The organism is Spelaeicoccus albus (genome assembly GCF_013409065.1).
GTDB classification, from domain to species: domain Bacteria; phylum Actinomycetota; class Actinomycetes; order Actinomycetales; family Brevibacteriaceae; genus Spelaeicoccus; species Spelaeicoccus albus.
The window spans coordinates 1,149,433-1,167,034 of the sequence record NZ_JACBZP010000001.1 but is presented as its reverse complement, the minus strand read 5'-3'; the positions used below and the strand labels follow the sequence as shown (position 1 = coordinate 1,167,034).

12 protein-coding genes are annotated in these 17,602 nt (G+C 62.8%); 5 read left to right on the top strand and 7 right to left on the bottom strand.

The window, feature by feature from the left end; translation table 11 throughout:
• Positions 1 to 65 precede the first annotated feature (65 nt).
• From BJY26_RS05435 to BJY26_RS05425, 3 genes are read left to right on the top strand one after another with little or no spacing between them, the layout of a single operon-like run.
• Positions 66 to 989 (top strand): ABC transporter permease, encoded by a 924-nt coding sequence (locus tag BJY26_RS05435; protein ID WP_179426363.1) that lies wholly within the window; start codon positions 66 to 68, stop codon positions 987 to 989.
• Entirely contained in the window at positions 982 to 1,938 is a 957-nt protein-coding gene (locus BJY26_RS05430; protein ID WP_179426361.1) for an ABC transporter permease, read from the top strand. The genes BJY26_RS05435 and BJY26_RS05430 overlap by 8 nt, the downstream gene beginning before the upstream one ends.
• Positions 1,935 to 3,620 (top strand): dipeptide ABC transporter ATP-binding protein, encoded by a 1,686-nt coding sequence (locus BJY26_RS05425; RefSeq protein ID WP_179426359.1) that lies wholly within the window; start codon positions 1,935 to 1,937, stop codon positions 3,618 to 3,620. Before BJY26_RS05430 ends, BJY26_RS05425 begins: the two co-directional genes overlap by 4 nt.
• Before the next feature lie 157 nt (positions 3,621 to 3,777).
• Here BJY26_RS05425 and BJY26_RS05420 read toward each other — a convergent pair whose 3' ends face one another.
• Positions 3,778 to 6,837, bottom strand: coding sequence for a beta strand repeat-containing protein (locus BJY26_RS05420; RefSeq protein ID WP_179426357.1), 3,060 nt, complete (start codon positions 6,835 to 6,837; stop codon positions 3,778 to 3,780).
• A gap of 1,582 nt (positions 6,838 to 8,419) precedes the next feature.
• Here BJY26_RS05420 and BJY26_RS18975 point away from each other — a divergent pair.
• Complete coding sequence (locus BJY26_RS18975; RefSeq protein WP_244953889.1) at positions 8,420 to 8,941, top strand: hypothetical protein; 522 nt, start codon at positions 8,420 to 8,422, stop codon at positions 8,939 to 8,941.
• An 878-nt stretch (positions 8,942 to 9,819) separates the two neighbouring features.
• On the opposite strand, the gene BJY26_RS05410 is transcribed toward BJY26_RS18975, so the two are convergent.
• Genes BJY26_RS05410 through BJY26_RS05385 form a run of 6 tightly spaced genes read right to left on the bottom strand, consistent with a single transcriptional unit; the run spans position 9,820 to position 16,383 of the window.
• Entirely contained in the window at positions 9,820 to 11,256 is a 1,437-nt protein-coding gene (locus BJY26_RS05410) for a rhamnulokinase (protein WP_179426353.1), read from the bottom strand.
• Positions 11,253 to 13,307, bottom strand: a complete 2,055-nt coding sequence (locus BJY26_RS05405; protein ID WP_179426351.1) for a bifunctional aldolase/short-chain dehydrogenase — start codon at positions 13,305 to 13,307, stop codon at positions 11,253 to 11,255. Before BJY26_RS05405 ends, BJY26_RS05410 begins: the two co-directional genes overlap by 4 nt.
• 2 nt (positions 13,308 to 13,309) lie before the next feature.
• On the bottom strand, positions 13,310 to 14,476 hold the full coding sequence (gene rhaI, locus BJY26_RS05400) for an L-rhamnose isomerase (RefSeq protein WP_179426349.1): 1,167 nt from the start codon (positions 14,474 to 14,476) through the stop codon (positions 13,310 to 13,312).
• A gap of 17 nt (positions 14,477 to 14,493) precedes the next feature.
• Positions 14,494 to 14,679, bottom strand: a complete 186-nt coding sequence (locus BJY26_RS05395) for a hypothetical protein (protein WP_179424595.1) — start codon at positions 14,677 to 14,679, stop codon at positions 14,494 to 14,496.
• Positions 14,676 to 15,062: an L-rhamnose mutarotase gene (locus BJY26_RS05390; RefSeq protein WP_179426347.1), complete on the bottom strand. Its 387-nt coding sequence runs from the start codon at positions 15,060 to 15,062 to the stop codon at positions 14,676 to 14,678. The genes BJY26_RS05395 and BJY26_RS05390 overlap by 4 nt, the downstream gene beginning before the upstream one ends.
• Positions 15,055 to 16,383, bottom strand: a complete 1,329-nt coding sequence (locus BJY26_RS05385; RefSeq protein ID WP_179426345.1) for an MFS transporter — start codon at positions 16,381 to 16,383, stop codon at positions 15,055 to 15,057. Before BJY26_RS05385 ends, BJY26_RS05390 begins: the two co-directional genes overlap by 8 nt.
• Before the next feature lie 153 nt (positions 16,384 to 16,536).
• Between BJY26_RS05385 and BJY26_RS05380 the strand changes: the two genes are divergently transcribed.
• Positions 16,537 to 17,568 (top strand): LacI family DNA-binding transcriptional regulator, encoded by a 1,032-nt coding sequence (locus BJY26_RS05380; protein WP_237249088.1) that lies wholly within the window; start codon positions 16,537 to 16,539, stop codon positions 17,566 to 17,568.
• Positions 17,569 to 17,602: the final 34 nt, after the last annotated feature.

Genomic DNA, 17,602 nt, shown 5'->3' with positions numbered 1-17,602 from the left:
CAGCGGCCGCGAGCGTTCGCCGACGTCCATGACGGCCAGCGTTCTTTTTTGAAAGGCCCACCCAGTTGCTTCGCTACACCCTGCGCAGACTGTTGCAGATGATCCCGGTGCTCATCGGCGCCACACTATTGATTTACATCATGGTGTTCGCGTTGCCGGGCGACCCGGTTCAAGCGCTCTTCGGCCAACGGGCTCCGAACCCGAACGTCGTGGCTCAGATCCGCGCCAATTACCACCTCGACAAGCCCTTTCTCGTGCAGTACCTGTACTTCTTGAAAGGTTTGGCCACCGGCGATTTCGGGATGACCTTCTCCGGCCAGCCGGTGCTCGATATCATCGCCCGCGTGTTCCCGACGACAATCAAATTGGCGTTCATCGCAGTCGTCTTTGAAATGGTCCTCGGCATCTTCGTCGGCGTCATCGCGGGCATCCGGAAGGGCAAGATCTTCGACTCGACGGTGCTGATGCTCTCGCTCGTCGTCATTGCGATCCCGACATTCGTGCTCGGGTTCATCGGCCAGTTCGTCTTCGGACTGCAACTTTCGTGGCTTCCTGCGACTGCGCGGGATGCATCGCTGTACTCCTTGTTGATGCCGGGGATGGTCCTCGGCGGTGTGTCACTGGCCTACGTCATCCGGCTGACCCGAACCTCGGTCGTCGAGAATCTGACGGCCGACCACGTGCGCACCGCGCGCGCCAAGGGCCTTTCCGGCGTTCGCGTGACAACGTTCCACGTTCTGCGCAATTCGCTGGTCCCGGTGGTCACTTTTCTCGGTGCCGACCTCGGCACCCTGATGGGCGGGGCGATCGTCACCGAGAACATCTTTTCCGTCGACGGCGTCGGCCATACCTTGTACGACGCGATTATTCGCCAGGAAGGCACGACCGTCGTCTCGATCGTGACATTGCTCGTGATCGTGTACATCTTCGCGAACCTGGCTGTCGACCTGCTCTACGCCGTCCTCGATCCAAGGATCCGATATGCCTAACAAATCAACTCGTGTGCGGCCGGGTCAGGAACGTTTCGTCGCGCCGCTCGATGAGACGCCATTGCAGGACGTCGACGCCGTCACTTCCGAATCCGCCGGCGCAAGCCTGTGGAAGGACGCCGGCCAGTCCCTCATCCGGAACCCGGTCTTCATCATTTCGGCCGTCCTGATCCTGCTGATCCTGCTGGCCATCGTGTGGCCGAAGCTCTTCACCTCGGCCGATCCGACGTATTGCACGCTGGACAACACTCTTGGTGCCCCACGCTCCGGTCACCCATTGGGATTCAACCAGCAAGGCTGCGACATATTCGCCCGGGTCATTTACGGCACTCGCGCGTCCGTTGCGGTCGGGATCCTCACAACGCTGGCAGTGGTCATTATCGGCGGAGTCGTCGGCGCTGTCTCCGGGTTCCTCGGCGGCTGGGTGGACGCCGTCCTGTCCCGGCTGATCGACATTTTCTTTGCCGTGCCGTTCATCTTGGGCGCCATCGTCTTGATGCAGCTCTTCCGCGACCATGCCGGCATCTGGAGCATGGCCGCGGTCCTCGCGGCGTTTGCCTGGACCCAGATCGCACGCATCATGCGCGGCGCAGTGATCTCAATGAAAAACTCCGATTTCGTGACGGCCTCGACCGCGATCGGCACCTCGTCGATGAAGAACCTGGTCAGACACGTCGTCCCGAATGCCATTGCGCCGGTCATCGTGACGGCGACGGTATCGCTCGGCATCTACATTGTGGCCGAAGCGACGCTGTCGTACCTCGGTCTCGGGCTACCCACCTCCATCGTGTCGTGGGGGGCTGATATCGCCGCGGCGCAAGACCTGATCCGCACCAATCCGGAAGCATTGTTCTATCCGGCGGCTGCCCTCGCCATCACCGTGCTCAGCTTCATCATGCTGGGCGACGCGGTGCGCGACACCCTCGATCCGAAGACGAGAAAACGATGAGCAATACCGAAACTCCGCTGCTGAAGATCACCGACCTCGAGGTCGGATTCAAGGCGCGCGACGGCGTAGTCCACGCCGTCCGGAAGGCCGGCTTGACGGTGTATCCGGGCCAGACCGTCGCCATCGTGGGCGAATCCGGGTCCGGCAAATCCACGCTGGCGCACAGCATCATGCGGCTGCTGCCCGGCAACGGATCAGTGCTCGGCGGGTCCATCGAATTCGACGGCCAAGAACTCACCACGATGTCCGATCGACGTGTCGCGGCCCTGCGCGGATCATCGATCGGGCTGGTACCGCAGGACCCGATGTCGAACCTCAATCCGCTGTGGCGGATCGGGTTCCAGGTCAAGGAGACCCTGAAAGCCAACCGCATCGCCAAGGGTTCGGCCGCCGACCAACGCGTGGCCGAGGTCCTGTCCGAGGCCGGCCTGCCCGACGCCAGGCGCCGCGCTCGGCAGTTCCCGCACGAGTTTTCAGGCGGCATGCGCCAGCGCGCGCTCATCGCCATCGGCCTGGCTGCGCGGCCGAAGCTTCTGGTGGCGGACGAGCCGACGTCGGCGCTCGACGTCACGGTCCAGCACCAGATACTGGGTCACCTCGACGGGCTGACGTCGGAGCTCGGCGTCGCGGTTCTGCTCATCACTCACGATCTGGGCCTAGCCGCTGAACGCGCCGAGCACCTTGTCGTCATGTACAAGGGGCAGGTGGTCGAATCCGGGTCCGCGCGCGAAATCCTGCAGGACCCCCAGCATCCGTACACGCGCCGGCTTGTCCACTCGGCGCCGTCGCTGGCATCCCGGCGACTCGAAACAGAGCATCGGGCCGCGGCCGCCACGTCTTCCGCCGAGGCGCCGGCCGCGGCTTCGTCGGCGCCGGACGATGTCGTTTTCGAAGCCGATCACCTCACCAAGGAATTCACGGTGCGCGGTGAATTCGCCAAGAAGGCGACGGTTTTCAAGGCCGTGGACGACGTGTCGTTCCGCTTGAAGCGCGGCACGACAATGGCACTGGTCGGCGAGTCCGGCTCCGGCAAGTCGACGGTGGCGCAGATGGCGTTGCGGCTGTTACGCCCGACGTCCGGGCGAATATTGTTCGAGGGCCGCGATATCGCGCCGCTGACCGGGTCCAAGCTGCTCGACGTGCGGCGCAAGGTGCAGCCCATCTTCCAGAACCCGTACGGCACGCTCGACCCGATGTACTCGATTTATCGCACCATCGAAGAGCCGCTGCGCGTACACGGCATCGGCAGCCAGCGCGAACGCAGCAAGAAGATCCACGATTTGCTCGAGAAAGTAGCGCTTCCGGCGTCGACGGTAAAGCGGTACCCGAATGAGCTCTCGGGCGGGCAACGCCAGCGCGTCGCCATCGCCCGCGCCTTGGCGCTCGATCCTGAAGTCGTCATTTGCGACGAGGCCGTGTCGGCGCTCGACGTGCTCGTACAAGATCAGATTCTGCGTCTATTGGACGGGCTGCAGAGCGAATTCGGGCTGACCTATTTGTTCATCACCCACGATTTGGCGGTCGTCCGCCAGATCGCGGACGACGTGCTGGTCATGAAGAGCGGCAAACTCATCGAGGCGGCGTCGACCGATGAGATCTTCGACAACCCGAAAGAGGAATACACGCGCGGGCTGCTCGCGGCTATCCCGGGCGCGGACATCCCGCTCAGTATCGCCGAGTAGCCCGGCCGGCGGCCATTCGGCGCGCAGCCCGCTCCTCGCAAAACGCGGCGCGTCGTCAGGAACGCGAAGTCATGACTTCGCGTTCCTGACGACGCGCCGCGTTTTGGAAGTCGCCAAAGCGTGCCGGACGATGTGGTTCGCCCGGCACGCTTTGATCTCATTTCTTCATTGCGCGACGCCGAGCCATGAGTTCGGCGGCAATTCCTAACGCAAGGAGAAGCAGAGCGAAATCAACGAAAACAGACACAGTCATGCCGGTCCGCGGCAATTGCGTCTGCGAGTGTGATGATGACGCTCCAACGTACGGCATTTGAGCGGTCGGCTGCGGAACAGTCGTTGACTCATTGACGGTAGCCGCGTTGCCGCTACCGGCCGTACCGGGCTGTGCCGAGCTCCTGGCACCACCGGGAATCCCGGCGTTACCCGAGTTCCCGGCGTTACCCGAGTTCCCGGCATTACCCGAGTTCCCGGCATTGCCCGAGTTCCCGGCATTGCCCGAGTTCCCGGCATTGCCCGAGTTCCCGGCATTGCCCGAGTTCCCGGCATTGCCCGAGTTCCCGGCGTTACCCGAGTTCCCAGCATTGCCCGAGTTCCCAGCATTGCCCGAGTTCCCGGCGTTACCCGAGTTCCCCACGATCGGTAGGTCACCGACCGTCGGCAGATCGCCCACGATCGGCAAGTCGCCCACGATCGGCAGATCCCCGGAGTTCCCGGAATTGCCGGAGTTCCCGGAATTGCCCGAGTCCCCTCCGATCGGCAGGTCGCCCACGATCGGCAGGTCCCCGGCATTACCCGGAGTACCCGGGGTATCCGAATCACCAGAACCACCAACAACCGGCAGGTCGCCTACCGTTGGCAGGCTGCCGACGATCGGCAGATCCCCGGCATCACCCGGAGTACCCGGGGTATCCGAATCACCAGAACCACCAACAACCGGCAGGTCGCCTACCGTTGGCAGGCTGCCGACGATCGGCAGATCCCCGGCATTACCCGGAGTGCCCGGGTTATCCGAATTACCGGAATCACCCACGACCGGCAGATCACCCAACGTCGGCAGGTCTCCTACCGTCGGGAGGTTTCCTACCGTTGGCAGGTTTCCTACCGTTGGCAGGTTTCCTACCGTTGGCAGGTCGCCCACGATCGGCAGATCCCCGGCATTACCCGGAGTGCCCGGGTTATCCGAATTACCGGAATCACCCACGACCGGCAGATCACCCAACGTCGGCAGGTCTCCTACCGTCGGGAGGTTTCCTACCGTCGGGAGGTTTCCTACCGTTGGCAGGTTTCCTACCGTTGGCAGGTTTCCTACCGTTGGCAGGTTTCCTACCGTTGGCAGGTCGCCCACGATCGGCAGATCCCCGGCATTACCCGGAGTGCCCGGGTTATCCGAATTACCGGAATCACCCACGACCGGCAGATCACCCAACGTCGGCAGGTCTCCTACCGTCGGGAGGTTTCCTACCGTCGGGAGGTTTCCTACCGTTGGCAGGTTTCCTACCGTTGGCAGGTTTCCTACCGTTGGCAGGTTTCCTACCGTTGGCAGGTCGCCCACGATCGGCAGATCCCCGGCATTACCCGGAGTGCCCGGGTTATCCGAATTACCGGAATCACCCACGACCGGCAGATCACCAACCGTCGGCAGGTCTCCTACCGTCGGGAGGTTTCCTACCGTCGGGAGGTTTCCTACCGTTGGCAGGTTTCCTACCGTTGGCAGGTTTCCTACCGTTGGCAGGTTTCCTACCGTTGGCAGGTCGCCCACGATCGGCAGATCCCCGGCATTACCCGGAGTGCCCGGGTTATCCGAATTACCGGAATCACCCACGACCGGCAGATCACCAACCGTCGGCAGGTTTCCTACCGTTGGCAGGTTTCCTACCGTTGGCAGGTTTCCTACCGTTGGCAGGTCGCCCACGATCGGCAGATCCCCGGCATTACCCGGAGTGCCCGGGTTATCCGAATCACCGGAACCACCCACGACCGGCAGATCACCAACCGTTGGCAGGTTTCCTACCGTTGGCAGGTTTCCTACCGTTGGCAGGTTTCCTACCGTCGGGAGATTTCCGACCGTCGGCAGGTCGCCCACGATCGGCAGATCCCCGGCATTACCCGGGTTATCCGAATCACCAGAACCACCAACAACCGGCAGGTCGCCCAACGTTGGCAGGTCTCCCACCGTCGGGAGGTTTCCTACGTTCGGCAGGTCGCCCACGATCGGCAGATCCCCGGCATTACCCGGAGTGCCCGGGGTATCCGAATCACCAGAACCACCAACAACCGGCAGGTCGCCCAACGTTGGCAGGTTTCCTACCGTCGGCAGGCTGCCCACGATCGGCAGATCCCCGGCATTACCCGGGTTACCGGCATTACCGGAATCACCCACGACCGGCAGATCACCCAGCGTCGGCAGATCGCCCAGCGTCGGGAGGTTTCCTACCGTCGGCAGGTCGCCAACCGTCGGCAGGCTGCCCACGACCGGCAGATCCCCGGCATTACCCGGAGTACCCGGGTTATCCGAATCACCAGAACCACCAACAACCGGCAGGTCGCCTACCGTTGGCAGGTCACCTACCGTCGGGAGGTTTCCTACCGTCGGGAGGTTTCCTACCGTCGGGAGATTTCCGACCGTCGGCAGGTCACCCACGATCGGCAGGTCCCCGGCATTACCCGGGTTACCGGCATTACCGGAACCACCCACGACCGGCAGGTCACCCAGCGTCGGGAGGTTTCCTACGTTCGGCAGGTCACCAACCGTCGGCAAGTCACCCACGATCGGCAGATCCCCGGCATTACCCGAGTTACCGGCATTACCGGAACCACCCACAACAGGCAGATCACCAACCGTCGGCAAGTCACCCACGACCGGCAGATCCCCGGCATTACCCGAGTTACCGGCATTACCGGAACCACCCACAACAGGCAGATCACCAACCGTCGGAAGATCACCAACCGTCGGCAAGTCACCCACGACCGGCAGATCCCCGGCATTACCCGAGTTACCGGCATTACCGGAACCACCCACAACGGGCAGATCACCAACCGTCGGCAAGTCACCCACGACCGGCAGATCCCCGGCATTACCCGGGTTACCGGCATTACCGGAACCACCCACGACCGGCAGGTCACCAACCGTCGGGAGGTTTCCTACGTTCGGCAGGTCACCGACAATCGGCAATTCCCCGGCATTGCCTGAGTTTCCGACAGCCGGCGAATTGCCCAAGCCACATGCGCCCTGCGCATTTACGCGGAGACCATCCGATCTAGACGCCGAAACGCCAACTGTCACACCAGAACGACCACCACGACTCGAATGACCATCCCCGTCCGAACCAGACGACCGATCACTACGACCATCCCGAGCCGAACCAGCCGACTGCGAACCCGACGCCGAAACGCCAACCGTCACACCAGAACGACCACCACGACTCGAATGACCATCCCCGTCCGAACCAGACGACCGATCACTACGACCATCCCGAGCCGAACCAGCCGACTGCGAACCCGACGCCGAAACGCCAACCGTCACACCAGAACGACCACCACGACTCGAATGACCATCCCCGTCCGAACCAGACGACCGATCACTACGACCATCCCGAGCCGAACCAGCCGACTGCGAACCCGACGCCGAAACGCCAACCGTCACACCAGAACGACCACCACGACTCGAATGACCATCCCCGTCCGAACCAGACGACCGATCACTACGACCATCCCGAGCCGAACCAGCCGACTGCGAACCCGACGCCGAAACGCCAACCGTCACACCAGAACGACCACCACGACTCGAATGACCATCCCCGTCCGAACCAGACGACCGATCACTACGACCATCCCGAGCCGAACCAGCCGACTGCGAACCCGACGCCGAAACGCCAACCGTCACACCAGAACGACCACCACGACTCGAATGACCATCCCCGTCCGAACCAGACGACCGATCACTACGACCAGACGAGGAAGCACGGCTTCCCGAATTGCTTGCCGACGTAGTACTCGTTCGACTGTTTCCGGATGCCTCCGGGCCGCTGGTTGAGCTGCCCGAGGATTCCGCCTGCGAAGCCGACACGCCGACTGACACATGAATGCCAGTACCGCCTCCGTCGTCTCCGTGCGGCACAGTCGCGCTTGCGGCTGTGGTGCCGAGGAAGCACGCTCCCCCCGCAAACAGAGTCCCCAACAGGGCTCTGCGCACTATTCGATTCATAACTCTTGCCCTTCATGAGTATTCATCGCTCTCGGATTTAGGAGAGCGAATTGCCTAGCCCCTTAGATGGGACCGGCACACTCAATCAGGGGTGCAGTCAGATTCGAACGTCGGAGTAAGCGGAAGCTCCTCGTCGCGACTGAGAATGCGCGACGTATGTTGTGCTGTCGGCGTATGCGGACCGTCGGATGCGAACCCCAATATCGAACCGGCGCTGCCGCCGCTAGCAGACCCAGTGCTCGATCCAGCGGCGGATGCGGGCCCGTGCGGAGCTCCAGCAGGCGCGCTCGGTGACGGCGCAGCAGGATCGGGTTGGGCTGCGGACTGTTCCTGACCGGCAGCGGGAACGGCGGGAAGCGCGGTTCCGAAACGCTGCGCACCAGACGTTGCTAACGTCGATGGCGGCTCCACCATCGACTGTGTCTCAACGCGCCCCGTTTCATCCGATGCAGGCACGGTCTTAACGCCTTCCAACGCGTCGACCGCTGGGCCGGCAACCGATTCGCTCAACGCCGCGGCAGTCAGCGGCGAACTCGTAGTCGAACTGCCGGCGAGTTCGGTGGGTGTGGACCCAACAGCTGCTACCGATTGAGCAATGGTGCCGACTGGCTCAACCACTGGAGCCAAGGGCTTCGTGATCGGCTCAACCACCGGGGCCAACGATTTGGACACCGGCTTCACCACACTGGAGACCGGTTCAACCACCGGGGCCAACGACTTCGTGATCGGCTTCACCACACTGGAAACCGGTTCAACCACCGGCTCAGTCACCTTCGACACCGGCTCAGTCACCCGTGTCAACGACTTCGACACCGGCTCAGTCACCTTCGACACCGGCTCAGTCACCCGTGTCAACGACTTCGACACCGGCTCAGTCACCTTCGACACCGGCTCAGTCACCCGTGTCAACGACTTCGACACCGGCTCAGTCACCTTCGACACCGGCTCAGTCACCCGTGTCAACGACTTCGACACCGGCTCAGTCACCTTCGACACCGGCTCAGTCACCGAGTCAATTCGGCGCGAAGCCTTGTCACGTACATCGTCACTCCGGCGAGCAGGCCCATCCGAAGTCTTATGCGAATCGCGCGCTTGCGGCACGGCCACTGAAATGTGAACTCCTTGAGCGTTCACATTCAGCAAGTCCGACGACTTTTTCGAGTCCGCGGGGTCGGACTCGCCGGCCTTCGTCGCGGGCGACTTCGTGGATGAACTCTCTGCCGGAGTGCGCGCTGAACCGTCAGTTGTGCGTTGCGGAGAAGTCGCATGCCGCCGGCTGTGCTTCTCAGCGGCAGAACCAGCACTGCGACTGGCTTGGGGGGACGTCCGATTGGCCGAACGCTTCACTGCTGACGGAGCGGGATCGGACGCCGCACTCGATTCCGACGGCGACGGCTTCGTCGCTTTGGACGCTGAGGTGGCTTTCGGGACCGGAGTGGCCGAGGGGGCGGATTGATCACGCGTTCCCTCTGCCGCAGCGGCGGAGTCACTATGCCTTGGTTCACGAGGTGAAGACTTAGCTTCCGGATCTCCCGCATTTGCTGTGCTGTCTTGGTGATCTCGCGCGGGCTTCTGCGAATGAGTCACTTTGTGAGCGACACTCGACGCCGTGGACTCTACCGTTTTGCCGACGTCGTGCACGGTCTTGCCGATCACGGAACCATGGTTGGCTTGCGTATCGTTCGATGACGTTTCACCGCTCTGGTGGTTCGACTCCGCTGCTGAAGCAGAAGAAGCACCGAATACCAGGCTCAGAAGAAGACCGCCACTCATGACGAGAAGGCTGAGCAACGCTAGGCGCAGAATGCGCGCGCGAATCGTCTGCGCGACGGCACCGCAATCGTCCACGATGTCAACCCTCCCCCCGAAAGGTATAACCAACGCTCTTATTCAAAATCGCGTTACGTGACACGAAACCACTCATAGACCGCTATGTCCATACTTTGCATAAAAAAACGTTCGAATAATTCGACGCTCTCATGCGAACCGCGTTGCTCAGTGTGCTGTCGGGACTTGGCTTAGCGGTTCGTACCGGATGGGCGTGGTCGATGCAGCGACGATGCTGCGCAAGTCCTCCAGCCCTCCGGACACAACGCCCTGCGAACGTGCCTGCACGAGCACGTTACCGAGCGCCGTGGCCTCCACCGGCCCGGCCAAAACCGGCAGCCGGACGGCGTCCGCAGTCAGCTGGCACAAGAGCCGATTTTGCGACCCGCCTCCGACCACGCGGACCTCTTCGACAGGCATCCCCGACAGCTCGGCCGCTCGCCGAACGGTTGCTGCATACGCAGCCGCCAAAGACTCAAGAATGCATCGTGTGATCTGTCCGGGTGTTTCCGGCCGTTCTTGCCCGGCCGCCGCACATGCTGCGCGGATCCGATTCGGCATGTTTCCCGGGGCAACGAACTCCTCAGAGTCCGGATTGATAGTCGGACCGCCAGCGAGAACCGAAGCGGCATCGGCGAGCGCGACGGCCAGGGTGATATCGAGACCTTCCAGTTCCCACTGCCGAAGAGACTCCTGCAGCAGCCATAACCCGCCGAGGTTACGCAGGTAGCGGATGCGGCCGTCGACCCCTCGTTCGTTCGTGAAGTTCGCCGCGCGGCTTGCCTCCGTGAGCACCGGACGATCGAGTTCGACACCGACAAGCGACCATGTGCCCGATGAAATGTACGCAAAGTTTCGGCCAGGTCCAGGTAAGCCGACGACGGCGGACGCCGTGTCGTGCGTTCCGACGGCAATTACCGGCGTGCTCTCGGGGAGTCCAGTCGCAGCGGCTACCGCGGGCGTCAGCGTGCCGATCGTCTCGCCCGGCTGGATGAGCGTCGGGAATATGGACGGCGTCCGGCCCACGGCGGCGAACAACTCCGGTGACCAATCGCCGCGCGTTGCGTCGAACAATCCCGTAGTCGACGCGTTCGTCGCTTCGGTCGCCCGCCGTCCGGTCAGTCGGTACGCGAGCAGATCGGGCATGAGCATGGCCTGGTCCTCGTCGCCGAGCCCGGTCTCGACCGCGAGCTGGTAGATCGTAGTGAACGGCAGGTGCTGTAGACCGGTGCGGGCATAGAACTCAGCCTCAGGCACCGCGGCGCGCACGGCGTCGACACCACGCACGGATCTGTCGTCGCGGTAGCTGAACGGCGGCCCGGTCAGTTTGCCGGTCGGGTCCACCACACCGTAGTCGATTGCCCATGTGTCGATACCGATACCCGCCACCGGCCCGTACCGGCCGGCAACAGCATGCAGACCGCGCAACATCTCGTCGGCAATGCGCTCGGCATCCCAGCGAAGCGTGCCGTGCATCTCGATCGGCCCGTTGTCGAAGCGGTGCACGACATCCAAAGTGACCGAGTCGCTCGACACTTGCCCGGCAATGACGCGGCCCCCCGACGCTCCGATATCGATTGCCGCGAACACGTCGCCCACGGTCACCGCAAGAACGCCGCGGCGACGCCCGAGTCGACCGGAATGTGCACGCCGGTGGTGTGGCTGAGGTTCGGCCCGGTCAGCACCGCGACCGCGTTGGCCACGTTCTCCGGCACCACCTCTCGCTTCAGCAGCGTCCGGCCGGCGTAATAGGCACCGAGTTCTTCTTCCGGGACGCCGTACACAGCGGCGCGTTTTGCTCCCCATCCGCCGGCGAAAATCCCCGAGCCGCGCACCACGCCGTCCGGATTGATCCCGTTGACGCGCACGCCGTAGTCACCGAGTTCGGCCGCAAGCAGGCGAACTTGGTGCGCCTGGTCGGCTTTAGTCGCGGAGTACGCGATGTTGTTTGGACCGGCAAACACGGAATTCTTGGACGAAATGTACACGATGTCACCGCCGAGATCCTGGTCGATGAGCACCTTCGCTGCTGCCTTGGAGACGAGGAAGGACCCCTTCGCCATCACATCGTGTTGGAGGTCCCAGTCGCGTTCGGTGGTCTCGAGCAGGGGTTTGGAAATGGACAGGCCCGCGTTGTTCACCACCAGATCGAGGCCGCCGAAAGCAAGCACACAGGCATCGACCGCGGCTGCTACCTGGGCTTCGTCGGTGACGTCCGCTGCCACCCCGATGGCAACGTCCGGTCCGCCGAGCTCCGCGGCAGTCGCCTGCGCGGAGTCCGGATTCAAGTCGGCGATCACGACGCATGAACCGTCGGCAGCCAGTCGCGTGGCTGTCGCCTTGCCGATGCCGGACGCCGCCCCGGTCACCAACGCGATCCGACCCGCGTGCGATTTGGGCTTCGGACGGCGCGCCAGCTTGGCCTCTTCGAGAGCCCAGTACTCGATACGGAACTTCTCCGACTCGTCGATCGGCTGATACGTCGACAGCGCCTCGGCGCCGCGCATGACGCCAATGGCGTTGAGGTAGAACTCGCCGGCGACGCGTGCCGTTTGTTTGTCGGCACCGAACGAGAACATGCCGACACCGGGGACCAGCACGATCGCCGGATCGGCGCCGCGCATTGCGGGCGAGTCGGCATCCGCGTGCCGGTCGTAATAGGCACGGTATGCGTCGCGGTATTCGGCATGGAGTTCCCGCAGACGGTGGACGCAGTCATCGGTGCCGGCAGCTGCGGGCAGGTCGAGGACGAGCGGCTTGACCTTCGTGCGCAGGAAATGATCCGGGCACGACGTGCCGAGTGCGGCGAGTCGCTGATGCTCGCTTCCGGCCAGGAATTCCAGCACGGCCGGGTCGTCGGTGTAATGACCGATCTGAACTTTGTCGGTCGATGCCAGTCCACGAATGACCGGAGCAAGTGCTGCTGCTTTCGCGCGCCGTTCGGCTTCCGGGAGCGGCTCGTAAGCGGGAACGGCGCGGCCGAACGGTTCGGGCTTGCCGTGCGCGTCGATGTACCGGGCGGCCGTTTCGATGATCCACAGCGAGTTCCGTTCGGCTTCATCACTGGTCGCGCCCCACGCCGTGATGCCGTGTCCGCCGAGGATCGTGCCGACGGTTTCCGGGTTCTCCGACTGGATGGCGGCAATATCGAGTCCGAGTTGGAACCCCGGACGTCGCCACGGCACCCAGGCGACTTTGCCGCCGAAGATCGCCCGGGTCAACTCTTCGCCGTCGGCGGCAGTCGCTACGGCGATACCGCTGTCGGGGTGCAGGTGGTCAACGTGGGCGGCGTCGACCAGCGCGTGCATCGCCGTGTCGATCGACGGTGCCGCGCCGCCTTTACCGTGCAGGCAGTAATCGAATGCCGCCACCATCTCGTCCTCCCGGTCGACCCCCGGGTAGACGTTCATCAAACCGCGGACCCGGTTAAGGTTCAACACGGCCAAACCGTCCTCGGTGAGGGTTCCGAGGTCGCCGCCCGACCCCTTGACCCACAACACGTCGGTATCGGCTCCCGTGACCGGGTCGAGGGTGGAGCCCTTTGCCGAGGTGTTGCCGCCGGCATAATTGGTGTTCTTCGGGTCGCTGCCCAGCCGGTTCGACCTGGCGAGCAGCTCCGATACTTGCTGGTTCGTCGATTTCGGCTGCGACGTCACGATTATGCACCCCACCCTGCTTGCTGGCCGCCGACGCGATCGGCGGTGATCTGTTCACGGTAACCGCTTGCGTTGTAGGCAGCGATCGGATCCGCCGGGAGTCCGCGGGACGCGCGCCAGTCCGCGAGGTCGGAACGAACATCCGTATAGAAGGCGTCCATCATCAGCTGGTTGGCGGCAAGAACGTCGCCGGATGTCTGAGCATCGGCAAGCGCATCGGCATCGACGAGCAGGGCGCGAGCGGTCATCTCCTGCACGTTGAGCACCGAGCGTATCTGGCCGGGGATCTTTTCTTCGATGTTGTGGCACTGGTCCAGCATGAACGCCACGTCGCTGTTCGCGCCGTATCCGCCGGAGCGGATCACTTCGTACAAGATGCGGAACAGCTGGAACGGATCGGCGGCGCCGACGATCAAATCGTCATCGGCGTAAAACCTCGAGTTGAAGTCGAACGAGCCAAGTTTGCCAAGTCGCAAAAGCTGCATGACGATGAATTCGATATTTGTCCCGGGTGCGTGATGGCCCGTATCCAGACAAACCTTTGCGCGGTCACCGAGGGCTGCGCAGTGCGCGTACGACGTGCCCCAGTCCGGAACGTCGGTGTGATAAAAGGCAGGCTCGAAGAACTTGTACTCAAGCACGAGCCGCTGCTCGGCGGACAGCCGGTCGTAAACGACACGCAGCGATTCGGCGAGCCGATCCTGCCTGGACCGGGTGTCGTCCTGACCCGGATAATTGGTGCCGTCGGCCAACCAGATCTTCAAGTCCCGGGAACCGGTGCTGTCCATGATGTCCACGCACCGAAGCATGTGGTCGATCGCCTTCCGGCGCACTGCGGCGTCCGGATGCGTCAGGCTGCCGAGCTTGTAGTCGTCGTCCTGAAACGTGTTCGTATTGATCGTGCCGAGGCGGACGCCGTGATCGGCAGCGAACGCACCCAGCTTGTCGAAGTCGTCGACCAAATCCCATGGGATATGCAATGCGACTTTCGGAGCCAGCCCGGTCAATTCGTGCACCTTTGCGGCGTCCGCGATCTTCTCTTCGGGAGTTCGTGGAACTCCGGCCTGGGCGAACACCTTGAATCTGGTGCCCGAATTGCCGAAGGCCCACGAAGGCAATTCGATTTCCTGGTGGGTCAATTGAGGAGCGATGTCGCTAAAAGTGGTCATGGTATGCCGCCTTTCGATCAATGAGTCGTACCGAAATTGTCATGCCCGATGCCGAGCAGGCTTGCCGCTGCAGCGAAATCCCGCGCGCGGTGGCCGGAGCACAGCGCCCAGTGATGGTCGACGCCCGAAGCGCTCCAGCCGTCGACCCATTCGCCCGGGTGCCGGCCGAAATCGACGCGGGATGTCGTGGCGACGTCGGTCATGTCGCGCTGCCGGCCAGCTCGGCGAGCCGGTCTTCCAGGTGGAACACCAACGGGATGGGTCGCATATTTTCGTCGGCCTTGTCAGATACGGAGTCGCCGGGATGTTCGAAGTAATCGGTCATTGATTCTTGCCAGCGGGAATTCACCTCCGTTTTCGCCATGGCCTCGAGCGCGGCGTCGAAGTCGTCGGTTTCGAGGTAGCCGATCATGAGTCCGGATTCGCTCAGAAACAACGAATAATTGTGCCACCCCGATTCCTTCAGCGCGCGTGCCATTTCCGGCCAGACCTCGCGGTGACGCGCCTTGTAGTCGTCGATACGTTCAGGTTTGACGTGCAGTGTGAAGCACACCCGGCGCGGCCTTGCGTCGTCCGTCTCACACATGGGCGTTCTCCTTTGCGCCGTAGCGGTCATGTTCGATCTCTTCGAGCGTCTTGCCGGAGGTACTCGGAGCCCAGACGAACCCGATGATTCCGCTGGCCAGCAGTACTGCCGTCAAGATGATGGCAAGCGGCCGGAAGCCGGTCGCCGTGACGATCGGCACGAAGAAGCTCCAGAATCCGAGTGCGATTCGCACTATTGCAAAGATCAGCCCTTGTGCTGTCCCGCGCAGCCGGGTGGGGAAGACTTCGCCGGACCACAGTTGGAAGAACGCCTGCTGGCCGAATCCGATGGCCAGCCCGGTGGACAAGAGGTAGGCAAATGCGATGGGTGTCGTCAGCGGGAAGAAGATCAAGAGCGACATGCCCGCAATCTGGACGGCAGCACTCAGGCCGAACAAGAATCGCCTGTTGATCTTGTCGATCAGCCAACCGAATACAAACACGGTAGTGAGCACCGTTGCTCCGAAGTACATGCATTGCAGCCCAACGCTCGCCGCGTTGGTTTCGTTGCCGATCGACTTCAACAGGTACGGCTGATAAAAGCCGTTCGTACCGGCGAAGATGTTCCAGAGCCCATACATTCCGATGAGCATCACAAACATACCGAGCGCCGGTTTGGTCAACAGGGCCTTGATGTCACGGCCAAACGACCGAGCCGGCTTGGTGAGGTCCCCCGTCAAATTTTTCGCGTCATTGGCTCTCTGCCACCGCTCGGACTCGCCGACACCGTGCCGCATGATCCAAGTCACGAGTCCGACCACGAAGAGGAATCCGAAGATGAACCGGATTCCCAACATCCCCAGCGGTTGCAGCAACAGACCGAGGCTGAGCATCACCACCGGCCCTAAGTTCCACAGCACTTGCACGAGTGAACCGAGGCGGCCACGACGGCGGGCCGGAGCAAATTCGGTGATGAGAGACCAGGAAGCTGGAATGTCGGCGCCGACCGCCAGGCCGACGATGATGTATCCCACGAACAACATCCACGGCGCCATCGTAAAGATCAGGAACAGCAGCCCGAACATGTACAGCACCAGGTCGTAGGCATAGATCTTCTTGCGACCGTATTTATCGCAGATCCATCCGCCCAGCAGCGCTCCGACGCCTGCGGAAATGGCGTTCGAGCTGATTGCCCCCAGCAGGCCGACCATCGAGTTGGTGAGGCCGAAGTGCGGCACCCAAATATTGAGTCCGACCGAGCCGGCCACAATCGATCCGGCATCGATGAACCCGGCCATTGCCGCCACGAAAGTCCACCGCCAATGCGGCGGAGTTGCAGTGGTGATTGTCTCGAATGCGTTCCCGTCACTCGCTAAAGCCATGACGTTCTCCGTTGGACGAATAGAATCTACGGTTTGATGAATCGTTTCAATTTATCGTGCGGTCAACGGTAACACAGATCACATCGCGGCGGAAGACGCGTGCCAATTAGCCGGTGAGCAGCCCGCCAGGGCTCCGTGAGGTAGAAATGAACCGTGACTACACCACGCCGCGCGCATATCGGAGTGAAGGACGTCGCCGCCGCGGCGGGCGTGTCCGTCGGCACCGTGTCGAACGTCCTGAACAACCCCGCCAAGGTTGCACCGGCCACCGTTGACAGAGTGCACCTCGCCATCGAGGAGCTCGGCTTCGTCCGCAACGACGCGGCGCGCCAGCTGCGTGCCGGCCAGAGCAGGACCATCGGCCTCGTGGTACTCGACGTGGGCAATCCGTTCTTCACCGATCTCGCGCGAGGAGCGGAACAGCGTGCCGCCGAGGAGGGCCTGTCCGTTCTCCTGGGCAACAGCTCCGAGTCAACCGAACGCGAGTCGGCCTATATCGACCTCTTCGAAGAGCAGCAAGTGCAAGGACTGCTCATCGCACCCATCGGCGACTCACTGGCCCGGCTCAGGCGGTTGCGTGAACGCGGCACGCCGACGGTTCTGGTCGATCGGCAGGTCGACCTCCCGGACTTCTCGAGCGTGTCGGTCGACGATGTCGCCGGCGGCGCCATGGCCGCGACGCATTTGATCAGTCGAGGGCGACGGCGCATTGTCCTCGTTGGCGGTCCACTCGGTCTGCGACAGGTAGATGACCGAATCGCCGGGGCTCAGAAAGCGGTCGGCGATGCTCCCGACGTCACGCTCGAAGTGATGGATATCGACGCTCTGACGATTGCGCACGGGCGATCCGCCGGCGAAGCGCTGCTCCGGCGGCCCGCAGGCGACATGCCCGATGCCGTGTTTGCCGCGAACGATTTGGTTGCCATCGGGATCGTCCAAGCGTTCGGCATGAACGGCACAGTCTCTATCCCCGGCGATGTCGCAGTCATCGGATACGACGACATCGACTTCGCTCAAGCGACCGTCGTTCCGCTGACCTCGGTTCGCCAGCCCCGCGAACTCCTCGGGCGTACCGCCGTCGACCTCTTGCGCCGAGAATCCGCCGCACTTGCCGCGGGCACCCGCCCGGAACGCGAACACGTCGTTTTCCAACCCGAGTTGACTGTTCGGACGTCGACCGCTTGACAGTAACCCGAATCAACGCTGTGGCTGCTCGGAA

Bases quoted from the DNA above. Each gene is read 5' to 3' on its own strand.
- BJY26_RS05430 (WP_179426361.1), top strand. From the start codon at position 982: ATGCCTAACAAATCAACTCGTGTGCGGCCGGGTCAGGAACGTTTCGTC.
- BJY26_RS18975 (WP_244953889.1), top strand. From the start codon at position 8,420: ATGGTGCCGACTGGCTCAACCACTGGAGCCAAGGGCTTCGTGATCGGC.
- BJY26_RS05395 (WP_179424595.1), bottom strand. From the start codon at position 14,679: ATGACCGACGTCGCCACGACATCCCGCGTCGATTTCGGCCGGCACCCG.
- BJY26_RS05390 (WP_179426347.1), bottom strand. From the start codon at position 15,062: ATGTGTGAGACGGACGACGCAAGGCCGCGCCGGGTGTGCTTCACACTG.
- rhaI (WP_179426349.1), bottom strand. From the start codon at position 14,476: ATGACCACTTTTAGCGACATCGCTCCTCAATTGACCCACCAGGAAATC.
- BJY26_RS05425 (WP_179426359.1), top strand. From the start codon at position 1,935: ATGAGCAATACCGAAACTCCGCTGCTGAAGATCACCGACCTCGAGGTC.
- BJY26_RS05385 (WP_179426345.1), bottom strand. From the start codon at position 16,383: ATGGCTTTAGCGAGTGACGGGAACGCATTCGAGACAATCACCACTGCA.